The organism is Streptomyces sp. NPDC005811, from assembly GCF_040630405.1.
In the GTDB taxonomy this organism is placed as follows: Bacteria; Actinomycetota; Actinomycetes; order Streptomycetales; family Streptomycetaceae; genus Streptomyces.
This window is the reverse complement of the sequence record NZ_JBEXXK010000033.1, coordinates 77,687-96,139: the sequence shown is the minus strand read 5'-3', so window position 1 is coordinate 96,139 and position 18,453 is coordinate 77,687. Positions and strand designations below refer to the sequence as shown.

Sequence of the window (18,453 nt, the reverse complement as noted above, 5' to 3'; positions counted from 1 at the left end):
CCGGGGCGAGCACGCGAGCGGCGGCCGGGTCGGGGTCTCCCCCGTCCCGGCCGCCGCCGTGTCCCGTCGCGCCGCCCGCGGACGACGTCCGCCCAGCGCCGCCCGCCTAGCGCCGGTCGGCGTCCTGCGGCTCCAGGTCGTCGCTCTCGAGGTCGTCGAGGTCGTCGAGGTCGTCCAGATCGGCAGGGAGATCCTCGCCGTCCTCGCCCTCGTCGTCGTCCTCGTCGAGGTCGTCGAACACCGCGCTCACGTCGAACCGGCAGACCACCCGCTGCGGATCGGCCTGGTCGAACGGGGCCTCCAGCCACTCGCCCGGTTCGGCCGGTTCGTCGGCGGCGAGCACCCACAGCGTGGAGTCGCCCTCCTCCAGGCCGAACTCCTTGTGCCGGGAGGCGATCTCGTCCGGTTCGAACTCGCCGAACAGGATGCCCAGGGCCCCGTGCACGGTGCCCGAGCCCTCCGTGCCCTCGTCGTCCGCCGCCTCGACCCGCTGGGCCTGGGCGAGCAACCGCTGCGGCTCCGCGACGGCGTAGTCCCGGCGGATCAGCACGCTGAGCGCGTTCGGCTCCTCGGGTCCGGTGTACGGAGGCAGGGAGTCGTCCGCGCCGGGGATCTCGAAGGGCGTGACCTCGTCGTAGCGGTCGTAGAGCAGTTCGTCGTAGACCTCGGCGGCCGCGGCCAGCTCGTTGAACGCCTCGTAGACGGCCGGGTCGTCCTCCCCCGACCTGCGTTCGACCGCGGCCAGATGGCGGTCGAGCGCGGTCTTGACCGCCTCGGCGGCGGCGCGTACCTCGGCAGCGGTGGGCTGCGCAGCATCAGACATAGTGCAGACGCTATCCGTACGAGGCCCCAGCCCGCACAATAGATGCGATGCCGGAATACGAATTTGTCGACGTGTACGTACCGCGCGGGGTCTCCCGCAAGGACGCGACTCGTCTGCTGACCGACCATGCCGAGTACGGACACTGGGAGTTGGACCGCCTGAGCCTGATGCGTGACGGCAGTCGCCGCGTGCGGCTGCGCCGACGGATCATCCGCCAGGTACGTGCCACATGGTGAAGTGAGCGACACACGGAGCGGGCCCCGCCGAGGCGGGGCCCGCTCCGTCGTCCGGCCTCCCGTGGGATCACATGGAGGTGCGCGCCTTGCGGTAGAGCAGCGCTCCGGCGAGGAGCGCGCCCGCGCCGGCCGGCAGGGCGAGGCCGAGCGGCAGCTCGCTTCCGGTCTCGGCGAGCTGGGCGCCACTGGCGACGGTACCGGTGGTGCCGGTGGTACCGGTGGGCCGGTGGTCGGTCACCGAGTGGGCCGGGGTGCCGCGGCCCGGGGTGGACGGCACGGCCTCGGGCCCGGAGGGGGTGGACCCGTGGCCGACCGGCTTGCCGGGGGTGGGATGACCCGGATGGCCCGGCGTCTCGTGGCCGCGGTCCGGCGGGGTGCCGTACCCGTGGCCGCCGGCGGTGTCGCAGCCGTTGCCGTAGGACGGGTTGAGGATCCCGATGACGTCGACGCTGTTGCCGCACACGTTCACCGGCACGTCGACCGGGGCCTGGACGTGGTTGCCGGAGCCGACGCCGGGCGAGCCACCGGTGTGACCGCCCGCCTGTGCGCCCCCGGAGCCCGGGTACGCGCCGTAGCCGCCGCCGTAGCCGCCGTCGTGACCGCCATGGCCGCCGTGGCCGCCCCAGTGACCTCCCCCGTTGCTTCCGTTGCCGCCGTGACCGCTGCCGTGCTGACCACCACTGCCGTGCTGAGCGCCGCCGTGCTTCCCGCCGCCGTACGCCTGGTCGCTGTCGCCGTAGCCGCCCGGTGCGCGGTGGCGGCCGCCCTGGGTGGTGCACGAGTTGCCGAACGCCGGGTTGAGGAGCCCGACGACGTCGATGGTGTTGCCGCACACGTTGACCGGGACGTTCACCGGCGCCTGCACCGTGTTGCCGGACGCGACGCCGGGCGAGTCGGCGGCGAAGCCGTTCGCCCCGGAGTCGGCGTGCGCGTAGCCGCCGGCGGCGGCGATCACCCCCGTGGCCGCCGCCACGGTCATGAGGCTTTTGCGGGTGACCTGTCGCATTGCTGTTTCCCTGCTTTCGATCTCGTCCTCGACCCGAATTCCCGCATCATTCCAGTTCCCGGGAAAGTTCACGGGGACATTCGGCCCGTTCGAATTCTTCGGCCATTCCTTCGGAAAAGACCGGTAGGCCCCGGAGCGCAGGGTGCGCTCCGGGGCCGACGGTGTGGACGACCCCTCAGCGGGTCGACGTCACTTGTTGATGCAGACGTTGCCGAAGGCGGGGTTCAGCAGCCCGATCACCGAGATCGTGTTGCCGCAGACGTTCAGCGGGACGTGCACCGGAACCTGGATCACGTTGCCGGAAACGACACCCGGGGAGTGCACCGCGGCACCCTGGGCACCGGCATCGGCGACGGCCAGGCCCGCGCCCGCGAGAACCAGCCCACCAGTGGCAGCCGCAGCAGCGACGACCTTCTTGATCATTATTCCTCCTTGTTGGCAAAAGCGATCCTCAGCAGCGGACCGCATCACCAGTAACGAGGGGGAATTAATGAGGCTACGCGCTTATCGGCGCATTCACTCTTCTCAGTCACTCCCGCACGGGCGCACGATTTCCGGTGCGTGATTCAGGACGCGTCGATGAACTGGTCGAGCACCCGCACCCCGAACTTCAGACCGTCCACCGGCACCCGCTCGTCGACGCCGTGGAACATGCCCGCGAAGTCCAGCTCCGGGGGCAGCTTCAGCGGGGCGAAGCCGAAGCCGCGGATGCCGAGGTCGTCGAAGGACTTGGCGTCGGTGCCGCCGGAGAGCATGTAGGGGACCGCCTTCGCGGCCGGGTCCTCGGCGAGCAGCGCCGCCTGCATGGCCTCGACGAGCGCCCCGTCGAAGGAGGTCTCCAGCGCCTTGTCGGAGTGCACGTCCTCGCGCCGTACGTTCGGGCCGAGGAGGTGGTCGAGGTCGGCGAGGAACTCCTCCTCGTACCCCGGCAGGAAGCGGCCGTCGACGTGCGCGGTCGCCTCGCCCGGGATCACGTTGACCTTGTAGCCGGCGCCGAGCTGGGTCGGGTTGGCGGTGTTGCTGAGGGTCGCGCCGATCAGCTTGGCGATGCCGCCGAGCCGGGCGAGGGTGGACTGCATGTCCTCGGGGTCCAGCTCGGTGCCGAGGGCGTCGCCGAGCTCGTCGAGGAAGGCGCGGGTGGTCTTGGTGACCCGGACCGGGAAGGTGTGCCGGCCGAGCCGGGCGACCGCCTCGGACAGCTCGGTGATCGCGTTGTCCTTGTGGATCATCGAGCCGTGTCCGGCGGTGCCGGCGACGGTCAGCTTCATCCAGTGCATGCCCTTCTCGGCCGTCTGGATCAGATAGAGCCGCCGCTCCTCGCTCACCGTGAACGAGAAGCCGCCGACCTCGCTGATCGCCTCGGTGACGCCGTCGAAGAGCCCGCGGTGGTGGTCGACGAGGTGGCGGGCGCCGTACAGACCGCCGGCCTCCTCGTCGGCGAGGAACGCGAGGACGATGTCCCGGGGCGGCTTGCGCCCGGAGCGCATCCGGTCGCGTACGACCGCCAGGGTCATCGCGTCCATGTCCTTCATGTCGACCGCGCCGCGGCCCCACACACAACCGTCCGTGACCTCCCCGGAGAAGGGGTGGTGGGTCCAGTCGACCGCGTTGGCCGGGACCACGTCGAGATGGCCGTGGATGAGCAGCGCGGGCCGGGACGGGTCCTCGCCCTCGATACGGGCCACGGTGGAGGCGCGCCCCGGGTGCGATTCGAGGATCTGCGGCTCGAGCCCGACCTCGGCGAGCTTCTCGGCGACCCATTCGGCCGCCTTGCGCTCACCCGGGCCCGAGTGGTCGCCGTAGTTGCTGGTGTCGATCCGGATGAGGTCGCGGCAGAGGTCCACGACCTCGTCCTCGCCGGTGACGTTCCTGGCCGTGTCGCTCACGCTGCTTCCTCCCGCTGTCCTGGCCGGTTCCCCCACATCCTCCCTCCCGGTGCCGTCCCCGCCCAAGACAGGTCCCGGCCCGTCACACTCCGTTCATGTGGGGCGGTGCCGCCCGTCCGACCAGCCGTGATCGGGCACCCTCGAAAGCCTGGTAGTGTTTACGACGTCGCCGCGAGGGAAACCCCGCCGCGACAGACACCTTGTCCGGGTGGCGGAATGGCAGACGCGCTAGCTTGAGGTGCTAGTGCCCTTTATCGGGCGTGGGGGTTCAAGTCCCCCCTCGGACACCACTTCCTGTGAGGGGCGGTTCCGGCTTACGGCCGGGGCCGCCCCTCACTGGTGTACGGCCCCCTCACCTACGGCGTTCACGGCCGGGAGTCCACAGGTCGTGATGGTGGTACAGGCCGCGCACCACTTCCCGCAGCGCGGCGCCCGGCAGCTCGGGGACGCCGACGGGCCACTCCGGGATGAGGACGTCCTCCAGGAACTTGCGGTCGAGGTAGTCGGTCGACGCCACCAGGTCACGGAGGAATTCGGTCACCTCGCGCAGCTGCTGCTCGGCCCTGGGGGCCACCAGCCACCGGAACAGCCAGACGGCCACCTCGACGGCCCGGCCCTGCAGCTCGTCGTCGAACCCGGGGTCGTCGTCCGAGGGCCGGCATCGCAGCAGCAGCCGGGCTCGCAGGAGCCCCTTGGAGAGCTCGCCGATCTCGCTCTCGGAGTAGTCGCGCTCACCGAGACAGCGGAGCACGATGTTCTGGGCCTGGCAGTTCAGCCTCCCGGTGAGCATGAGGAGGAGGTCGGGCACCGAGGCCTCTTGCAGGATCCTGCGCCGGTACTTGACGCGCATGTCGTCGGCACGGGGTCCGAACGGCTCGCACAGCTGCCTGACCAGCTCCACGCGCGCCTCTTTCGCCATGCTGTCGCTCTTGCGGCGCCACTTGATCCTGGGGTGCGGGAGGCTGCTGAGGAAGGGTGTGTCGAGGGCCTCCCGGCCGGCGCGCGCCCGCTCCTCCGGCGACCGCGGCGCACTCCGGGTGCCGTGGGCGGGAGGGATGCCGGGCGCGGGCGGGTAGGAAGGGGCCCCACCGTCGAGGGACGCGGCCGGGCGCGCGGGCCCGGCCCCGGCCGACATGGCCGACCCGGCCGACATGGCTTCCGGGGCGACACCGCCGCGCTGCGACACCGCCCCGGAAGCCCGCGCCACGGAACCGGTGTCCCGGACAGCCCCGGCATGAGTCCACCCGGCCGAGGCCTGCGCCGACCCGTCCGGCACACCCGCCGCGGAACCGGTCACCTGCCCTGCCCCGGCTCCCCACCCCTGCGGCGCCGCTTCCGGACCACGTGCCCCGGAACCGGGCACCCCGGCAGGACCAGCGCCCTCCGGATACGGCCCCTGAGTCTGGGGTGGCGCGGAACCGGACACCTGTGCGGACGCGCCCGAGGACCGCGCCGCAGGGCCCGGATCCCTCGGCTCCGCCGAACCCGAGGCCCGTGCCGACCATCCAGAAGCCCCCGCCGCAGAACCAGCAACCTGAGCCTCCCCGGCAGCAGACCCCTGGACCACCGAACCGGGGGCCTGCTGCTCCGGACCCGGGTCGTGAGCCTGCGGCGGTGTGCGGGGGATCCCCGGCGCCCGGCCGGAGAGCTGCGGCGCGTAGCCGGGCGCCTGCGTCGGGGCGTCCGAGGGCCGTGCCGCTGGACCGGCCGCCGCCGAGTCGCCGAGAGCCCGCCCGGTCGGAGCGGAGTCCGGAGTCCGCGAGGGTGCGTCGGCGATGCCCGGGGCCGGACCAAAGGTCTGCGACGTCGAGTCCGATGCGTGTGGCCGTGCCGTGGCAGGGGACTGTCCCTGGCCGTCAGGAGGAGTCGCCGTCCCGGGGACGGGTGCCCGGGGCGCGGACGTGTCGGGGTGGGCGGTGCGGCCCGGCGCGTATGAGTGGGGACCGTCGGCTTCGTACGTGCCTCGGCGCTCTCCAATTCCTTCTCCGTCGCCTTCTCGCCGGTCGGTCTGCCAGCCGGTCGGCAAGGGCAGGGGCGGGCTTCCCGGGCCTCCGGGGGGCGCCTGCCATGCCTCCCGTTGCGCGTAGATCTCGTCTTCCGCTTCGGTGTCCTGCCGGTCGAAGTCCCAGCGGTCGGAGCTCCACCGGCCGGAGTCCCGGCGGCTCCGCTGCTCGCGGTGCGGGCGACGGGGGCGGCCGGTCAGCGCCGCGTCGATGCGGTCGTAGCGCTCCTCCTCCGGCAGGGCCGCCGCGTCCCGCGCGCGGTCGAGAGGGCGGGGATAGTTGTCCAGGGAACCCGTGGCGAGCCAGTCGCAGTAGTGGGTGACCAGCTTCCCGGCGAGGACCGTCGCGCCGTCCTGCTGGACGTCGGTCAGCCTGATCCGGCGCAGATCCGCGTCCTGGACATGGGAGCGGCGCCAGTCCGGCACGAACACCACCCGGTGAGGATGATGATCCGAGGTGTCGTAGGTGGCGTAGGTCCAGCCGTCATGGCCGAGCCAGCCGCCGAAGATGTCGCACAGGGCCCACAGGGCCGACAGCGCCACGTCCTCGAGCCCTCCGCCGTCACTGTCGGCACGGTCGGCGCGAGAGGCGGGAAGCCGACGGCCGGCGGCGGTCTGTGCCGCCGCCTCCAGTTCACCGATCAGGGCCGACACCCGGCCGCCCGGCTCCCGCAGCAGCTCGGCGACCAGGCGCGCCAACGGCTCCCGGACCAGGACCACCCCGTCCCGCAGCGGGCCCTGGCGTTGATCCGCCAGCTTCTGGAGGTCCTTGAGCGCGAACCCCGGGATCCCGCCCCGCGCCGAGTCGAACCACTTGTCCTCCTTCCACGGACCGGCGCCCAGGGCCAGGCAGCGGCGGGAGGTCAGCGCCCCCGCCGAGGCCATGAGGGCATGGCAGACGGTGCTGTCGCGGTTGTTGCCGTCCTTCTCCGGCATCCTGCGCAGCAGGACCGCCTGGCCGCCGTGGATCAGCCGGACCAGGCTGACCCGTTCTCCGCCCCCCTTCACCCGCATCACGGAGCCCCGCTGCTCCGCGAGGTCGCGGGCGACCCGCTCGTCGCACGAGTACGCCACCGCGGTGATGCCCGCGCCCCGGGCGGCGCCCCGGCTACCCGCCCAGCGGAACACCATCTGGTCGACCACGCCGTTCCCGTCGCTCACATCCCCACCTCGGCGGGGCCGTCGGCACCCGTGTCGCCGAGCATTCCGCACATGGACAGCACCGAGACCAGCGGTTCGAGGACCCGGCGGGGCCGGACGCCGTGCACGAAACGGTCGTCGCGGTACTGGCTGCCGGTCGCGGAGGCGAAGTGCAGGGTGCAGCGCAGCACGCTGTCGAACGGCCGGACCCAGGCCGGTCCGGCGTGGTGCCGGAGGAAGGCGTACGCGTCGCAGCTCTCGGCGCGCAGCCGGGCGGCGGAGACCTGCGGCATCGCGGGCTGGGACAGCCAGCGGTCCACGGGGGGTTCGAAGCGCAGCAGATCGCACTTGTTGATCACCACGGCGGCGGCCACCCCGAGATAGGTGCCGGTGCGCGGCAGCCGGTCGAGGACGGTCTGGAAGGCCGGGTCGCCGCCGCGCGTGTAGCGGAACGCCCCGCGCAGGGGATCGAGCTGGGCGTGGGGCAGGGCGCGCAGCGGGTCGACGACGAAGATCAGCGCGTCCACGCCGAGCATGAAGCGCAGCAGGGCGTCGGTGCGCCGCAGGTCCTCGCCGCTGAGGTCGAAGAAGGCGAGCGGGCGGGTCCTGCCGTCCGCCCCGGTGAGCAGCAGTGCCTCCTCGAAGGTCGCGGAGGTCTCCAGCTGCGGGGTGTGCTCCAGCATGATGCCGGAGCGCAGGACGTCGACCTGCTCCTCCATGAACTCCCGGTGGTCCTGCGGGTTCACGGACTGCCAGGTGATGCCGTACTGCTCCAGGCCGCCGTCGGTGATCTCGCCGATCATCTGGGTGAGCAGATGGGTCTTGCCGGTCGCGGAGTCGCCGACCATGGCCACCGTGAGCGGGCTGCCGTTGGTGAGGTAGGGGACGGGGATGTAGTGGGGTGTCACCCCGTCGGTGTTGCGGCAGCGCTGGTAGGCCGAGCGCAGGGTGTCGGCCCGGCGCAGCGGGCTGGTCTGGCCGCTCAGGTCCAGGCTCTGGTACTGCTGCCGGTCGTCGCGCACGTACAGGTGGCGTTCGTCGTAGGAGACGACTTCCAGGCAGTAGGGGCAGAGCATGTCGCGTGCCGAGGAGTCGGACAGGAAGGGGCTCACCGGTAGCCACCCCTTTCGGTGCCTGCGGTTTCGGGATCCTGTGCGGTCGTGCTGCCGCCGTAGAACCAGGTGCTGTCCTCACCGGACGCACCGGACACACCGGACACGCCGGCCGGAGCGACGGGGCCGAGCGGGCCGTCGGCGGCCGGTTCCGGTGCCGGCGGGTGCCACGGCGGCTCCGGCGGAGGAGAGGCGACGGGAGGCGGCGGGGTGCGGCGCAGGGAGGCGCGTTTGCGGCGCATCGCGGTGTCGAAGTCACGCCGGTAGGGGTCGAGGGGATCCGGCTTTCCGGCGGCGGGGAAGTCGGATCCGGCGCCGGGCATGAGGAGGTGCAGCAGCTGGCCGGGCAGCGGCCGGTCGGCGGCCCGGGGGGCGAAGACCGGTGCGAGCGTCTGGGCGAGGGAGGGGTGCGCCGGGAGGTCCGAGGACGGCCCGTCGGGGTGCCCGGGGCGCCCGGTGACCAGCTGGTGCATCACCTGCCCCACGCTCCACAGCGCGTCGCGGGCGTCCGTCAGGCCCTCGCCGGCCCGTTGTTCGGGGGAGGCGTAGGGCGGGATGCCGAACGGTCTGCGGGGGAGGCCGAGCCGGGTGACGGAACCGAGGTCCCAGAGCTGGATGCCGTGCTCGTCCCAGCGGACGGCGGCCGGCACGATCCCCTGGTGGACCAGGCCCACGGCCTCCATGAGCCGTACGGCGAGCACGAGATCGCGTTCGATGACGCGCTGCTGGCTGGTGGACACGCCCTGGGCGAGGGCGGCCACGGAGGAGCCCCGGGGGGCGGCGTAGACGATGAAGGGCTCCGCGGCGTTGATGTCGTGGCCGACCGGGACCGGGAACAGGCCGCTGTAGCGCGTTCCGGAGTAGGCGCGGTGCAGGGTGAGCGCGGCGGCGATCTCGGCCTCCATGCCGGTCTGTGCCGCGTCGTTGCCCAGTTCGGACTCGGGCAGCCGGACCTGGAGGCCGGACCGGTCGTCCGTGAGCTGCACCCGCCGGCCCACGGCGGGCGGGCGGACCATGCGCGGCAGGTCGGCGCCGAAGCGGGCCTTGACCCGCATCGGGGCGCCCTGCGCCGAGACCATGGTCAGTTCGCCGAACTCACCGGCGGCCGGTGTCCGGTCGGCTTCGGCCGGTGCGCCGGGGCTGCTCCCCTGCGGTCCCGGGTGTCGGTCGTTCACCATGAGGCTCCCCCACTGTCACCGTGCGACAGGCCGCTGTCGGCCCTGTCCGCCGCGTCGTCCCCCACGTTGTGCTCCGCCCGGCCGCCGAGCCGGTCACCGGGCCCGTCACCGAGCCGGTCACCGAGCCGGTCACCGGGCCGGTCACCAGGCCCGTCGTCGTCCGGGGGACGGACCCGGACGCGTACCGTCTCGACCGCTCCCGGGCGCAGGGCGGTCACTCTGAGCGCGCCGACGAGACGGCCGGACGACATCCACACGGCGTCGTCGGACTCGGCCGCGGGGACCGTCCCCAGCGTGGTGCGCACCGCGCGCGGCGCGAAGCGGATGACGCGCATGGCCATCGGGTCGCGGCTGAGCAGCGGCAGCTGGGCGGGCGAGCACAACGACCGCAGCCGGTCGGCGGCCTCGGGCGCCAGCGCGTCCCGCACGGGCATGACGCCGCTGCCCAGCAGGGCCATGGCGTCGCCGCGTCCCCGGCCGGGCCGGGTGAAGGGGGGCGCGGCCATCACCCCGCAGAGCTCCAGATGGCGGCGGGCGGTGCCGAAGCCGTCACGTACGGCGTTCGCGAGGGTGTCGGCGTGCCGGTGCGCGGACGGGGCCGGGGCCGCGACGCCCCAGAACCGGCGGAGGGCGTCGACGGTGGCGTCCGCGAGGTCGGCGACCAGCGTGGGCAGCAGTTCGGGGCCGCCGTCGGCGCTGGTATGCACCAGCCAGGGCGGGGTCCCGGGTCCCGCGGGCCGGTCGTCACCGGGGGCGGTCTCCCAGGTCCCGTGCGGGGGCGCCGGCTCCTCGTGCGGACGCTCCTCCGACCAGGGGCCGGCGCTCCCCGCGGCGCCCTCGTGCCACGGATCCCCGGACCAGTCGCCGTCCGGCCATGCCTCGCCGGTCCAGGCGTCCTCCTGCCGTACGCCGCGCTCGGGGGCGTCCGGCGGTCCGGCGGGGCCGGGGGCCGGGGCGCCGCTCGCGGTACGGCCGTCGTGGGCCTCGGCCGCGCTGCGGCGCAGCACCACGGCGAGGGCGCGGGCGGAGTCGGCGCACCGGGTGCGTTCGTCGGCGGCCCACCACTGCTGCCGCATCGCCTCGGCCAGCACCGAGTCCACCCGGTCCAGCTCTTCGCGCAGGACGGCGAGACCGGTGCCCTCGCACCAGTCGTCCACGGCCCGCACCCAGTCGGCGCAGCAGAGGACCGCGCAGACCAGCGCGGCCACCGCCGCCCCGAGGGCGCCGGCCCACAGGGGCGGGTCCAGCGCCCGGCCCAGCAGGAACCCGCCGGCGGCACCCACCGCGGCGGCCACCGCGCGGGGGACCGCGTACTGCCTGATCGGACCGCGTACGGCCGCTTTCGGCCGGCGGGCGGCGGCCAGGGCGCCGCCGACGAGCAGGACCAGGACCGGCAGCAGGGCCAGCAGGGTGCCCGGCCAGCGTGCCACCCCGGCCAGGGCGACCAGCGCCGCGATGCCGGTGAGCCTTCCGGGGCCGGCGGAGGAGGCGTGGAACGGATGGGAGACGCCGACCCCGCCGGACTCGTCGGGTGAGCGGCGGTCCAGCCGGGCGGCGAGGCCCGCGGCCGGTACCGGGGCGACCCGTTCGGACAGTGAGGTGAGCCGGCCCGCGACCGTGTGCAGGGCCAGGCCCCGGGAGAGCAGGCCGAGGGTGAAGGCGCCGAGTTCCTCCTCGGTGCTCTGGGCGGTCGGTGCCGTGGACCGCGCGGCGGCCGGCGGGGTGACCCCCAGCCGGTCGAGGACGGCGGCGGACTCGGCGGCCGGCACCCCGGGCGCCCCGCCCTCGCGGAGGACCCGGGTGACGACCTCGCGGTAGCGGCGCAGGGCGTGCGAGGCGTCCTCCACCGCACGGGGCAGGGCCTGCGCGGCGGCGCCGCCGGTCAGCAGCGCGAGCGGCCGGGCCAGGTCCGACCATGCCGCGTCGGCGGCCGACAGGGCCCCGGCACAGGCGTCGCGGTCGGCCGCGGCGGGCCCACCGGGGCGCAGCAGCCGGTCGGCGGACCGGCCCGGGGCGGCGGACAGCAGTTCGGCCAGGGTCCTGGGCAGCTCGGCGGGCTCCAGGTCGGCCCCGTCGGCCGGGGGCCGGGCGGCGGGGTCCCCGGCGAACCGGGCGAGTGCCGCGTGCCAGGCCCGGTCGCGGGCGTCGGCCGGAAGGTCGTAGGCGAGGACCCTGGCGGACAGTGCGGCGGTCGCGGACGGACAGCCCAGGACGGCGTCCAGCACCTCGTCGAACAGCTCCGGCGGGCCGAGCAGTTCGACGAGCAGCGCCACGGCGGCCTCGTCCCCGGGCGGGTGGTCGTGCCCCTCCTCCGCGCCGCACTGCGGGTCGGAGACCCAGAGCACCCCGGCGCCCGCGGTGCGCAGCACGGTCGGCAGCCGCAGCCGGCGGCCGGGGACCTGGGCGGGGGCGGGGTCCCCGACGACCACGCACAGCACGCGCGGCGCGGTCTGGGCCGGATACGCCATGACGCGTTCGTACAGCTCCGGGTGGGCGGTCAGGCCCTCGGCCGTGTCCAGGAGGAGGAGACGGCGGGGGCCGTACCCGCCGAGGCGGGTACGGCCGAGCTGTTCGCGCAGGGCCCGGCCGGTCGCGGCGGGGTCGGCGGGGCGGCCCGGCGGCGGCCGCAGATCGAGGACGGCCACGCCGTCCTCGGGCCTCGCGTCGTTCACCGCGGGTCTCCCTTCCAGGGGTCGTGCTCGCCCGCGTCGTCCCATTCGTCCTGGCCGTCGCCGTCGGCGATCCCCCAGGGCACCGAGGGGTCGCCGCCGGGCCAGGGGGTGTCCGCGGGCGCGCGGTCCGGGTAGGGCGGGTAGCCGGTGGGCTGCTCGGTGACGGGGACGGTACGGCCGGCGGTGGGCACCTGGGCCGCTCCCCCGTCGGCCGGGGCGCCGGGCGCGGGGTGTCCGGCACCGGTGCCCGGCCAGCCTGCCGAGCCGTTGGCCGCCGTACCCGACGAACCCGGGCCGGTGCCCGGCCAGCCCGCCGAGCCGTTGGCCGCCGTACCCGACGGTCCGGTGCCGTTGGCGGGCCGGCCCGCCGGTCCATCGCCCGCCGGACCCGACGGGGCGGGACCGGGCCAGCCGGACGGGCCGTCGGCCGGGGTGCCCGACGGGGCGGTGGCGGAGTGGCCGGAGAGGCCGTCGGCCGGTGTGCCAAATCTGCCGGACGCGGCTCCGGGCCAGTGGGCGGTGCCGTTGGCGGCCGTGTCGGCGACCGCCGGGCGGTGCCACGGGGACGGGGCCGGGCCGCCGCCGGGCCGGGGCGCGCCGTCGGGGCGTGGGGCGCCGTTGGGTGGGCGGGTCGCGGGCGGGTCCTCGCGGCGGAGCGGGGGCGGTGGCTCGGGGGCGGGCATCGGGCCGATGCGCGTCCACTCCTCCAGCCCACGCAGCGTCGACTGCACCGCGCCCTGCTCGTTGGGGAAGGCGAGGTCGAGGGCGCCGGGCAGGGCCACGGACCAGAACTCCCGCAGGGGACGCACCCATTCGGCGATCCGGCCGCCGTACATCCGCTCCCGCTCGGCCAGCAGCGACAGCTGGTGCGACGCCACCTCGTGGACCAGTTTGAGGTAGAGCGGCGAGGGGCGGCTGCCGGAGGTGCCGAGGCCGGCCGGCAGGGTGTCCATGAGGACCCGGCAGTACGATCCGACGACCGCGTCCTCCTCCAGCAGCGCCCAGCGCTCGTAGGCGCGCAGCAGGCTCGCCCAGCTCGACACCCCGTCGCGGTAGTCGTCCAGCCGGAGCGTCAGCCCGGGGACCTCGGGGCCCATCTCGTCGTGCAGGCGCAGCGTCACGCGCCGCGGGGACGCCGGGTCGCCCTGGACGTCGACCCGGCCGTTCCAGATGACGCAGAGCAGCCGCTGGAGGATGTGTCTGCGGTCGTCGGGGGTGCTGGCCAGCCAGGGGTCCTGGTAGCCGAGCCGCTGCCGCCAGCGCAGGGCGTCGTCGTCCCGGCGGCTCTCCTGCGCACGGGCCCACTGGCGCATGACCTCCCGGGCGCCGGGCACCTCGGTCAGGCTCATCTCGCTGCGGAACAGCACGACGGTGATCGAGGCGGTGTCGACGGGGCGGAAGACGATGCTGCGCCGGCCCTTGGGCAGGTGCAGCCGCTTCTCCAGGTAGTCCTCCACCACGGTGCGGCGGCCATGGGTGCTGGGATAGGTGATGAGGACCTTCAGGGGGCCGTTGCCCTCGGGGGTGAACCCGGCCGGGAGCAGTCCGGCGAGCTTGTAGGTGAACTGCTCCAGCGCGGGCTTGCTGACCTGCCGGACGGCCTGGCCGTCGCCGACGGCCGCGGAGAGCAGGGTTCCCATGGCGGGCAGCAGCGGCTGGGCCCGCTGCTGGGTGCCGGGCTCGGCGAAGAGCTGCTCGACCCGCTTCTGCAGGACGGTCTTGACCTCGGCGACGGCCGCGGCCGGGTTGCGGCGCCCGGTGGTGAAGGCGGCCTCCCAGTGGTCGGCGGAGACCAGGTGGGTCAGCAGGTCCGCCTCGTCGCCGGAGCGTCCGAGCTGGGCGCTCTCCACGAGACGGTCGATCAGGTCCTCGTAGAAGTCGCGCAGGCTGCTCTGCGGCGGGAGCAGGTAGGAGACGCCGGCCCGGTCGTCGTACAGCTCCTTCAGTCCGGCGGCCCAGGCGCGCGGTTCCTCCTCGAGATGCTTGTCGAAGGCCTCGACGAGCTGGCCGATCTCGTGCCGGAGCTCCTCCGCCGCCCGGCGCCAGCGCGGCTCCTGCTGGTCCCAGGCGCGGTTCCAGATGTCCTTGGCCCGCCACTCGTACCAGAGGTCCTGCTCGGCGAGGGCGGCGAGGACCTCCTCGTCGCCCCAGCGGGCCCGGGACAGGCCGCCGGCCCGGCGGTGGATGCGGGGCACGGAGGGCGGCTGGATCTCGACGCCGTCCGGGCGGGCCGGTTCCTGGCGGCGGTTCTCCAGCATGCCGAGGAAGCCGAGGCCGACGGCACCGGACCGGCCGGGCACGCCCTTGACGACGGCTTCCAGGCGCAGCAGGTCGACCTTGCGCAGCATCTGCTCCGCGGCCACCCGGGGCACGAACGCGTCCGCCAGCGCGGGCATCTGCCGCTGGAGGCGGCTCTCCAGTTCGTCCAGCAGCCGCTGCATCTCCTCCAGCCGGTCGCGCAGCGCCTGCTGGATCTCCGAGGTGCCCTTGGGCACGGGGTCGGGTTCGGGTGCGGGCAGTGCCTCCCGGCGCCAGAGCGGGGCGATCCCGGCGGCGGTGAACATCTCCTGCACCAGGGGGCGGATGTCCAGCGAGGCGTGGACCTGGGGGTCGGTGAGCCGGCGGACCGCCAGGGCGAGCATCCGGGCCGCGACCAGTTCGGCGAGTTCGTCGAGCGGCGAGGTCATGGCGGCGACGAGGCTGGTGGAGATGCCTCGGTGGCCGATGCCGGTGGCGGAGCGGGTGCGGCGGTCCACCTCCCCGTTGATGAAGTTCGAGGCGAACGTCTGGTCGTCGTGGTCGGTGCCCTTGCCGGTGTCGCCGAGGTCGGTGCCGATCAGGGACAGCACCAGGGAGACCATGGACCGGCGCAGGTCGTCGGGGCGGATGCCGGCGGTGGGGCTGAAGAGGAACGCCGTCGGGACCGTGCCGGTGCGCAGCCGGACCGGGTGCATCTGGGGGTAGCGCATGGCCGTCGGGTCGGGGCGGCCGGTGTCGCCCAGGTTTGCCTTGGCGTCGGGGACGTTCTGCTCGTCCACCAGCCGGGACAGGTCCACCACGGCGCGGGCGGCGTTGAGTTCGGCCCGGCGTCCGCCGCCCTTGCCCGGCGGGAAGGCCTTGGGCATGACCACCAGGGGGTAGATCCGGGCGGGCAGGCCCTTCTCCCGGAAGACGTGCCCGATCAGGTAGAGGTAGTCCAGGAAGATCCCGGCGCCGGTGCCGCCCGCCACGGAGAAGGCGACGAACACGTCGCAGCCGCTGAGCGGTCCGCCGCCCAGTTCGCTGAGTTCGCCGCCGGACAGGCCGATCGCGTCGATGGCGCGGCGCAGGGGTTCCAGTACGGGGGCGGGGCCCTCGCGCAGGGTGGCGAACAGCGCGGCCCGGCCGACGGTGGGCAGTTGTCCGGCGCCGCTGCGCAGCGGGGTGACCTTCGGTTCGTCGTCCACGGGCGGCAGCCAGCCGGTGACCTCCGTGCGCAGCTCGGCCCGGAGCATCTGGGTGACCTCGGGGGAGCTGTCGAACTCGGCGGGCAGCAGGTCGTGGGTGGCGCGCGCGGTGCGGGAGTACGCCGGCCGCAGCGCCGGGTCGGCGCTGATGTGCGGCAGTTTGGCGAGTTCCGCCTCGCTGTAGTCGGCGTACACGAACTGGACGCAGTCGGGCAGCTGGTGCGGGAGCCGGCGGCCGTCGCCGGTGAGGGCGGTGCCGTCGGGCCCGCAGAGTTCGGCGCGCAGGCGGCGCTCGAGTTCGGCCCCTACCAGGCCTCCCGTGCCGCCCAGGCCGACGAACAGCATCGGCTGGAATATCTTCATCGTGCGATCCCCTCTGCCCGGGCGGTCGCCTGCCCGGCAGCGTGTCTGCGTGGACCGGCCCCTGGTGGTGCGGGCCGGTGGTGTGATGGGGCGTGACGGCGGCGGGGCCGGGTGGCCGGCGTGGTGGCCGGGCCCCGCCGCCCGGTCACAGGTCGGGGTCGTAGGGGCGTTCGGCTCCGGAGGCGGGTACGCGGTCGGTGCGGCGGGCCGCCGGGGTGTCCTCGCCCCGGTGGGGCGTCCGGGGTGCCGACGGGCCGGGCCGGGCGAACGGCCAGCGGCCGCCCGCGCTGGCGGGCCGTCGCTGCGTCCCGACCGTCCCGCGCGTCCCGCCCGTCCCCCGGGTGCGGCCCGTCCGGCCGCCGGCCGAGTCGATCCTCAGCCGCAGGCCGTCGGAGAGCGGTGCGCTCTTGCCGTGGTCGACGCGGGTGCCGGCGCTGTTCCCGGGCGTCCGCAGCCGTGCCATGCGCTGGGCGTCCCGGCGTACCGCGTACGGGCCCCGCCGATCCGGGACCAGCCGGGGGTCGCTGCCCTGACCGGTGAGGACGGCGAAGCAGTACTCCGGACCGCTCGTCTTCACCGTGAGGGTGCTGACCTGGCGGTCCTGCTGTCCCTCGCCGTCCGGGACGAGCAGGGTGAGGACCAGTCCGCGCACGTCGTGGACGCGCCGGGACTCCAGCAGCCGCCAGCCGGCGAACGCGGCGCAGGCCGTCAGGAAGAGACCGAGGACGATCAGCAGGACCGCGTGCTTCTGCGGCCAGGTCGGCTCGGGGGTCACCCGTACGGTCAGCAGGCGGGCGTCCAGCACCCGCGCGGAGCGCGCCGTGTCGTAGACGACGATCTTGGCGGAGAACCGTCCGGGGGACACGTCGGACCCGACGCGCACCTGGGCCTGCACGGTCCGCGTCTGCCCGGGGGTGAGGCGCACCCGCGCCGGAGTCACCGTCAGGTCGCCCCGGGTCGTGTCCTCCAGGGCCAGGCGCAGCGTGCGTGCGGTGGTGGAGTCGTCGGACGCCTTGAGGGTGACGCTCACCCGGCCGCCGGGGTGCACGGTCGCGTCGGAGACGCCGAGGTGGGCCTGGACGTCGGGGTTGACGGGGGTCACGCCGGTCACGAAGGGGCGGTGGTCGGCGGTGAGTCCGATGGCGGTGAGTACGCCGACGACCTTGAGGGAGCCCTTCGCCGCCGACGGGATCGTGACGGTGCCGGTGAACCGGCCGTCGCCCGCCCGGGTGTCCCCGTCCTGCCCGTCGTCGGAGAGCCGGACGGCCTGCCGGGTGAAGCCGTCGCCCTCCAGCGACGCCGACACCTTCAGCACCTCGAGGTCGGCCGGGTCGGCGACCGGCCGGTTGTTCCAGGTCTGGAGCTGGAGACCCACGGTGGCCCGCTCACCGGGCCGCGGGGAGGCGGGCGTCATGACGATCGACGACCGCAGCGCGCCGCGCCACTGCACGCCCACGCTGGCGAGCTTTCCGCCGTGTCCCTCGGGCGCGGTGAGGTGCACGGTCCAGGTGCCGGGGCGGGGCGCCACGATGCGCAGCGACTCCACCTCCTGGTCGGTACCGGTGAGTTCGTAGGACGACACGCCGTCGTCGCCGCTGCCGGCGATCTCCTTGCCGCCCGGGGCGCGGATGCGCACCTTGACCTCCGGGTCGCCCTTGGAGACCACGATGGTGGCCAGGGTGGCCAGCGGGGAGATCCGCAGCCGGAAGGTGGCGGGCGGGGTGTCCTGGTGGGTGGGGTCGGAGATGAGGCAGCGGGCGCTGGCGAACGCCTTGTGGACCGCGTCGCCCAGGGCCGCGGAGTCCCCGACGGTCCGGGAGGCGGGCTTGGCCTGCGGCAGGTCGACGCAGGCGCCCTGGTAGCCGCCGGCCGCCATCGCGCGCAGGGCGGCCGCGTCGACGTCGCCGAAGCCGAGCGGCCAGATCTGCACCCGGGCGGCCCGGGCCTCGGCGAGGGCCCGGGTCAGCTCCCGCTCGCCGTTCGCCTGCCGGCTCTGCTTGTCGTCGCCGTAGGCCTTGCTGCTGCTGACGTCCAGGACGCCGTCGGTGAGCAGGAACAGGATGCGCGGGGCGGAGGCGGTTCCTTCGGCCAGACGGGCGATGCCCTGCCGGATGGCGGCCGGGAAGTCGGTGCCGGTGCCCTTGCCCGGGCCGCGCCGGTCGAGTCTCCCGATGCAGGTGCCGAGTTTCTCGCGGGCGACCTCGCTCATCGTCGTCGTCGGGCACACCTCGTCGACGGCCCGCTGTGCGTCGTCGTCCGCGCTGGCGAAGCCGAACACGGTCAGCCGCGAGGCGGGCGATATCTCGCTCAGCGCGATGCGCTGGGCGGCGTCCCGCTCGCGTTCCACGTCGGGGCCGCTCAGGCTGCTCGACTCGTCGACCGCCACGGCCAGGCTGATCGGGTCCGGTGTGTCGGCGGCGGCCGGGCGGGCCGCCCACGGCGTCTGTCCCACGGCGGCGGTACCGGTCAGCAGCAGCGCCGCGAGCAGCGCGGTCGCGCCACCGGCGACCTGACGTCTTGCGCATTTCCGTACATTACGGACATGACTGATGAATAGTTTCCCCACGATCCCCACTTCGCCTTCTGAAC

General features: G+C 74.4%; 11 protein-coding genes and 1 tRNA gene. 2 read left to right on the top strand and 10 right to left on the bottom strand.

Features of this window, described 5'->3' with window-relative positions; genetic code table 11:
• Positions 1–106: 106 nt before the first annotated feature.
• Positions 107–823, bottom strand: a complete 717-nt coding sequence (locus tag ABZ490_RS31350; RefSeq protein WP_358997380.1) for a hypothetical protein — start codon at positions 821–823, stop codon at positions 107–109.
• 47 nt (positions 824–870) lie between these two features.
• Here ABZ490_RS31350 and ABZ490_RS31345 point away from each other — a divergent pair, with 47 nt between their 5' ends.
• On the top strand, positions 871–1,059 hold the full coding sequence (locus ABZ490_RS31345; protein ID WP_007380901.1) for a DUF5703 family protein: 189 nt from the start codon (positions 871–873) through the stop codon (positions 1,057–1,059).
• A 67-nt stretch (positions 1,060–1,126) separates the two neighbouring features.
• Here ABZ490_RS31345 and ABZ490_RS31340 read toward each other — a convergent pair whose 3' ends face one another.
• The 3 genes from ABZ490_RS31340 to ABZ490_RS31330 all read right to left on the bottom strand — a co-directional run bounded on the left by ABZ490_RS31340 (position 1,127) and on the right by ABZ490_RS31330 (position 3,951).
• Positions 1,127–2,065, bottom strand: coding sequence for a chaplin (locus ABZ490_RS31340; protein ID WP_358997376.1), 939 nt, complete (start codon positions 2,063–2,065; stop codon positions 1,127–1,129).
• Positions 2,066–2,254: 189 nt separating this feature from the next.
• On the bottom strand, positions 2,255–2,488 hold the full coding sequence (gene chpH / locus ABZ490_RS31335; protein WP_358997373.1) for a chaplin ChpH: 234 nt from the start codon (positions 2,486–2,488) through the stop codon (positions 2,255–2,257).
• Positions 2,489–2,631: 143 nt separating this feature from the next.
• The gene (locus tag ABZ490_RS31330) at positions 2,632–3,951 is read right to left on the bottom strand and encodes a M20/M25/M40 family metallo-hydrolase (RefSeq protein ID WP_358997371.1); all 1,320 of its coding nucleotides are present in this window, start codon (positions 3,949–3,951) and stop codon (positions 2,632–2,634) included.
• Between the two features lie 202 nt (positions 3,952–4,153).
• On the opposite strand from ABZ490_RS31330, the gene ABZ490_RS31325 reads away from it, so the two are divergent.
• Positions 4,154–4,241: transfer RNA gene (locus ABZ490_RS31325), tRNA-Leu, on the top strand.
• Positions 4,242–4,303: 62 nt separating this feature from the next.
• Here the strand turns inward: ABZ490_RS31325 and ABZ490_RS31320 are convergent.
• From ABZ490_RS31320 to ABZ490_RS31295, 6 genes are all read right to left on the bottom strand, one after another.
• Positions 4,304–7,114, bottom strand: coding sequence for a hypothetical protein (locus ABZ490_RS31320; RefSeq protein WP_358997368.1), 2,811 nt, complete (start codon positions 7,112–7,114; stop codon positions 4,304–4,306).
• Positions 7,111–8,205 carry a hypothetical protein gene (locus tag ABZ490_RS31315; RefSeq protein WP_358997365.1) on the bottom strand — a complete coding sequence of 365 codons (1,095 nt, stop codon included), beginning with the start codon at positions 8,203–8,205 and terminating at the stop codon, positions 7,111–7,113. Before ABZ490_RS31315 ends, ABZ490_RS31320 begins: the two co-directional genes overlap by 4 nt.
• The gene (locus tag ABZ490_RS31310) at positions 8,202–9,383 is read right to left on the bottom strand and encodes a hypothetical protein (protein WP_358997362.1); all 1,182 of its coding nucleotides are present in this window, start codon (positions 9,381–9,383) and stop codon (positions 8,202–8,204) included. Before ABZ490_RS31310 ends, ABZ490_RS31315 begins: the two co-directional genes overlap by 4 nt.
• Positions 9,377–12,055 carry a hypothetical protein gene (locus ABZ490_RS31305; RefSeq protein ID WP_358997359.1) on the bottom strand — a complete coding sequence of 893 codons (2,679 nt, stop codon included), beginning with the start codon at positions 12,053–12,055 and terminating at the stop codon, positions 9,377–9,379. Before ABZ490_RS31305 ends, ABZ490_RS31310 begins: the two co-directional genes overlap by 7 nt.
• Complete coding sequence (locus ABZ490_RS31300; RefSeq protein WP_358997356.1) at positions 12,052–15,864, bottom strand: tubulin-like doman-containing protein; 3,813 nt, start codon at positions 15,862–15,864, stop codon at positions 12,052–12,054. The genes ABZ490_RS31305 and ABZ490_RS31300 overlap by 4 nt, the downstream gene beginning before the upstream one ends.
• 145 nt (positions 15,865–16,009) lie before the next feature.
• Positions 16,010–18,430 (bottom strand): vWA domain-containing protein, encoded by a 2,421-nt coding sequence (locus ABZ490_RS31295; RefSeq protein ID WP_358997353.1) that lies wholly within the window; start codon positions 18,428–18,430, stop codon positions 16,010–16,012.
• Between the last annotated feature and the right edge of the window lie 23 nt (positions 18,431–18,453).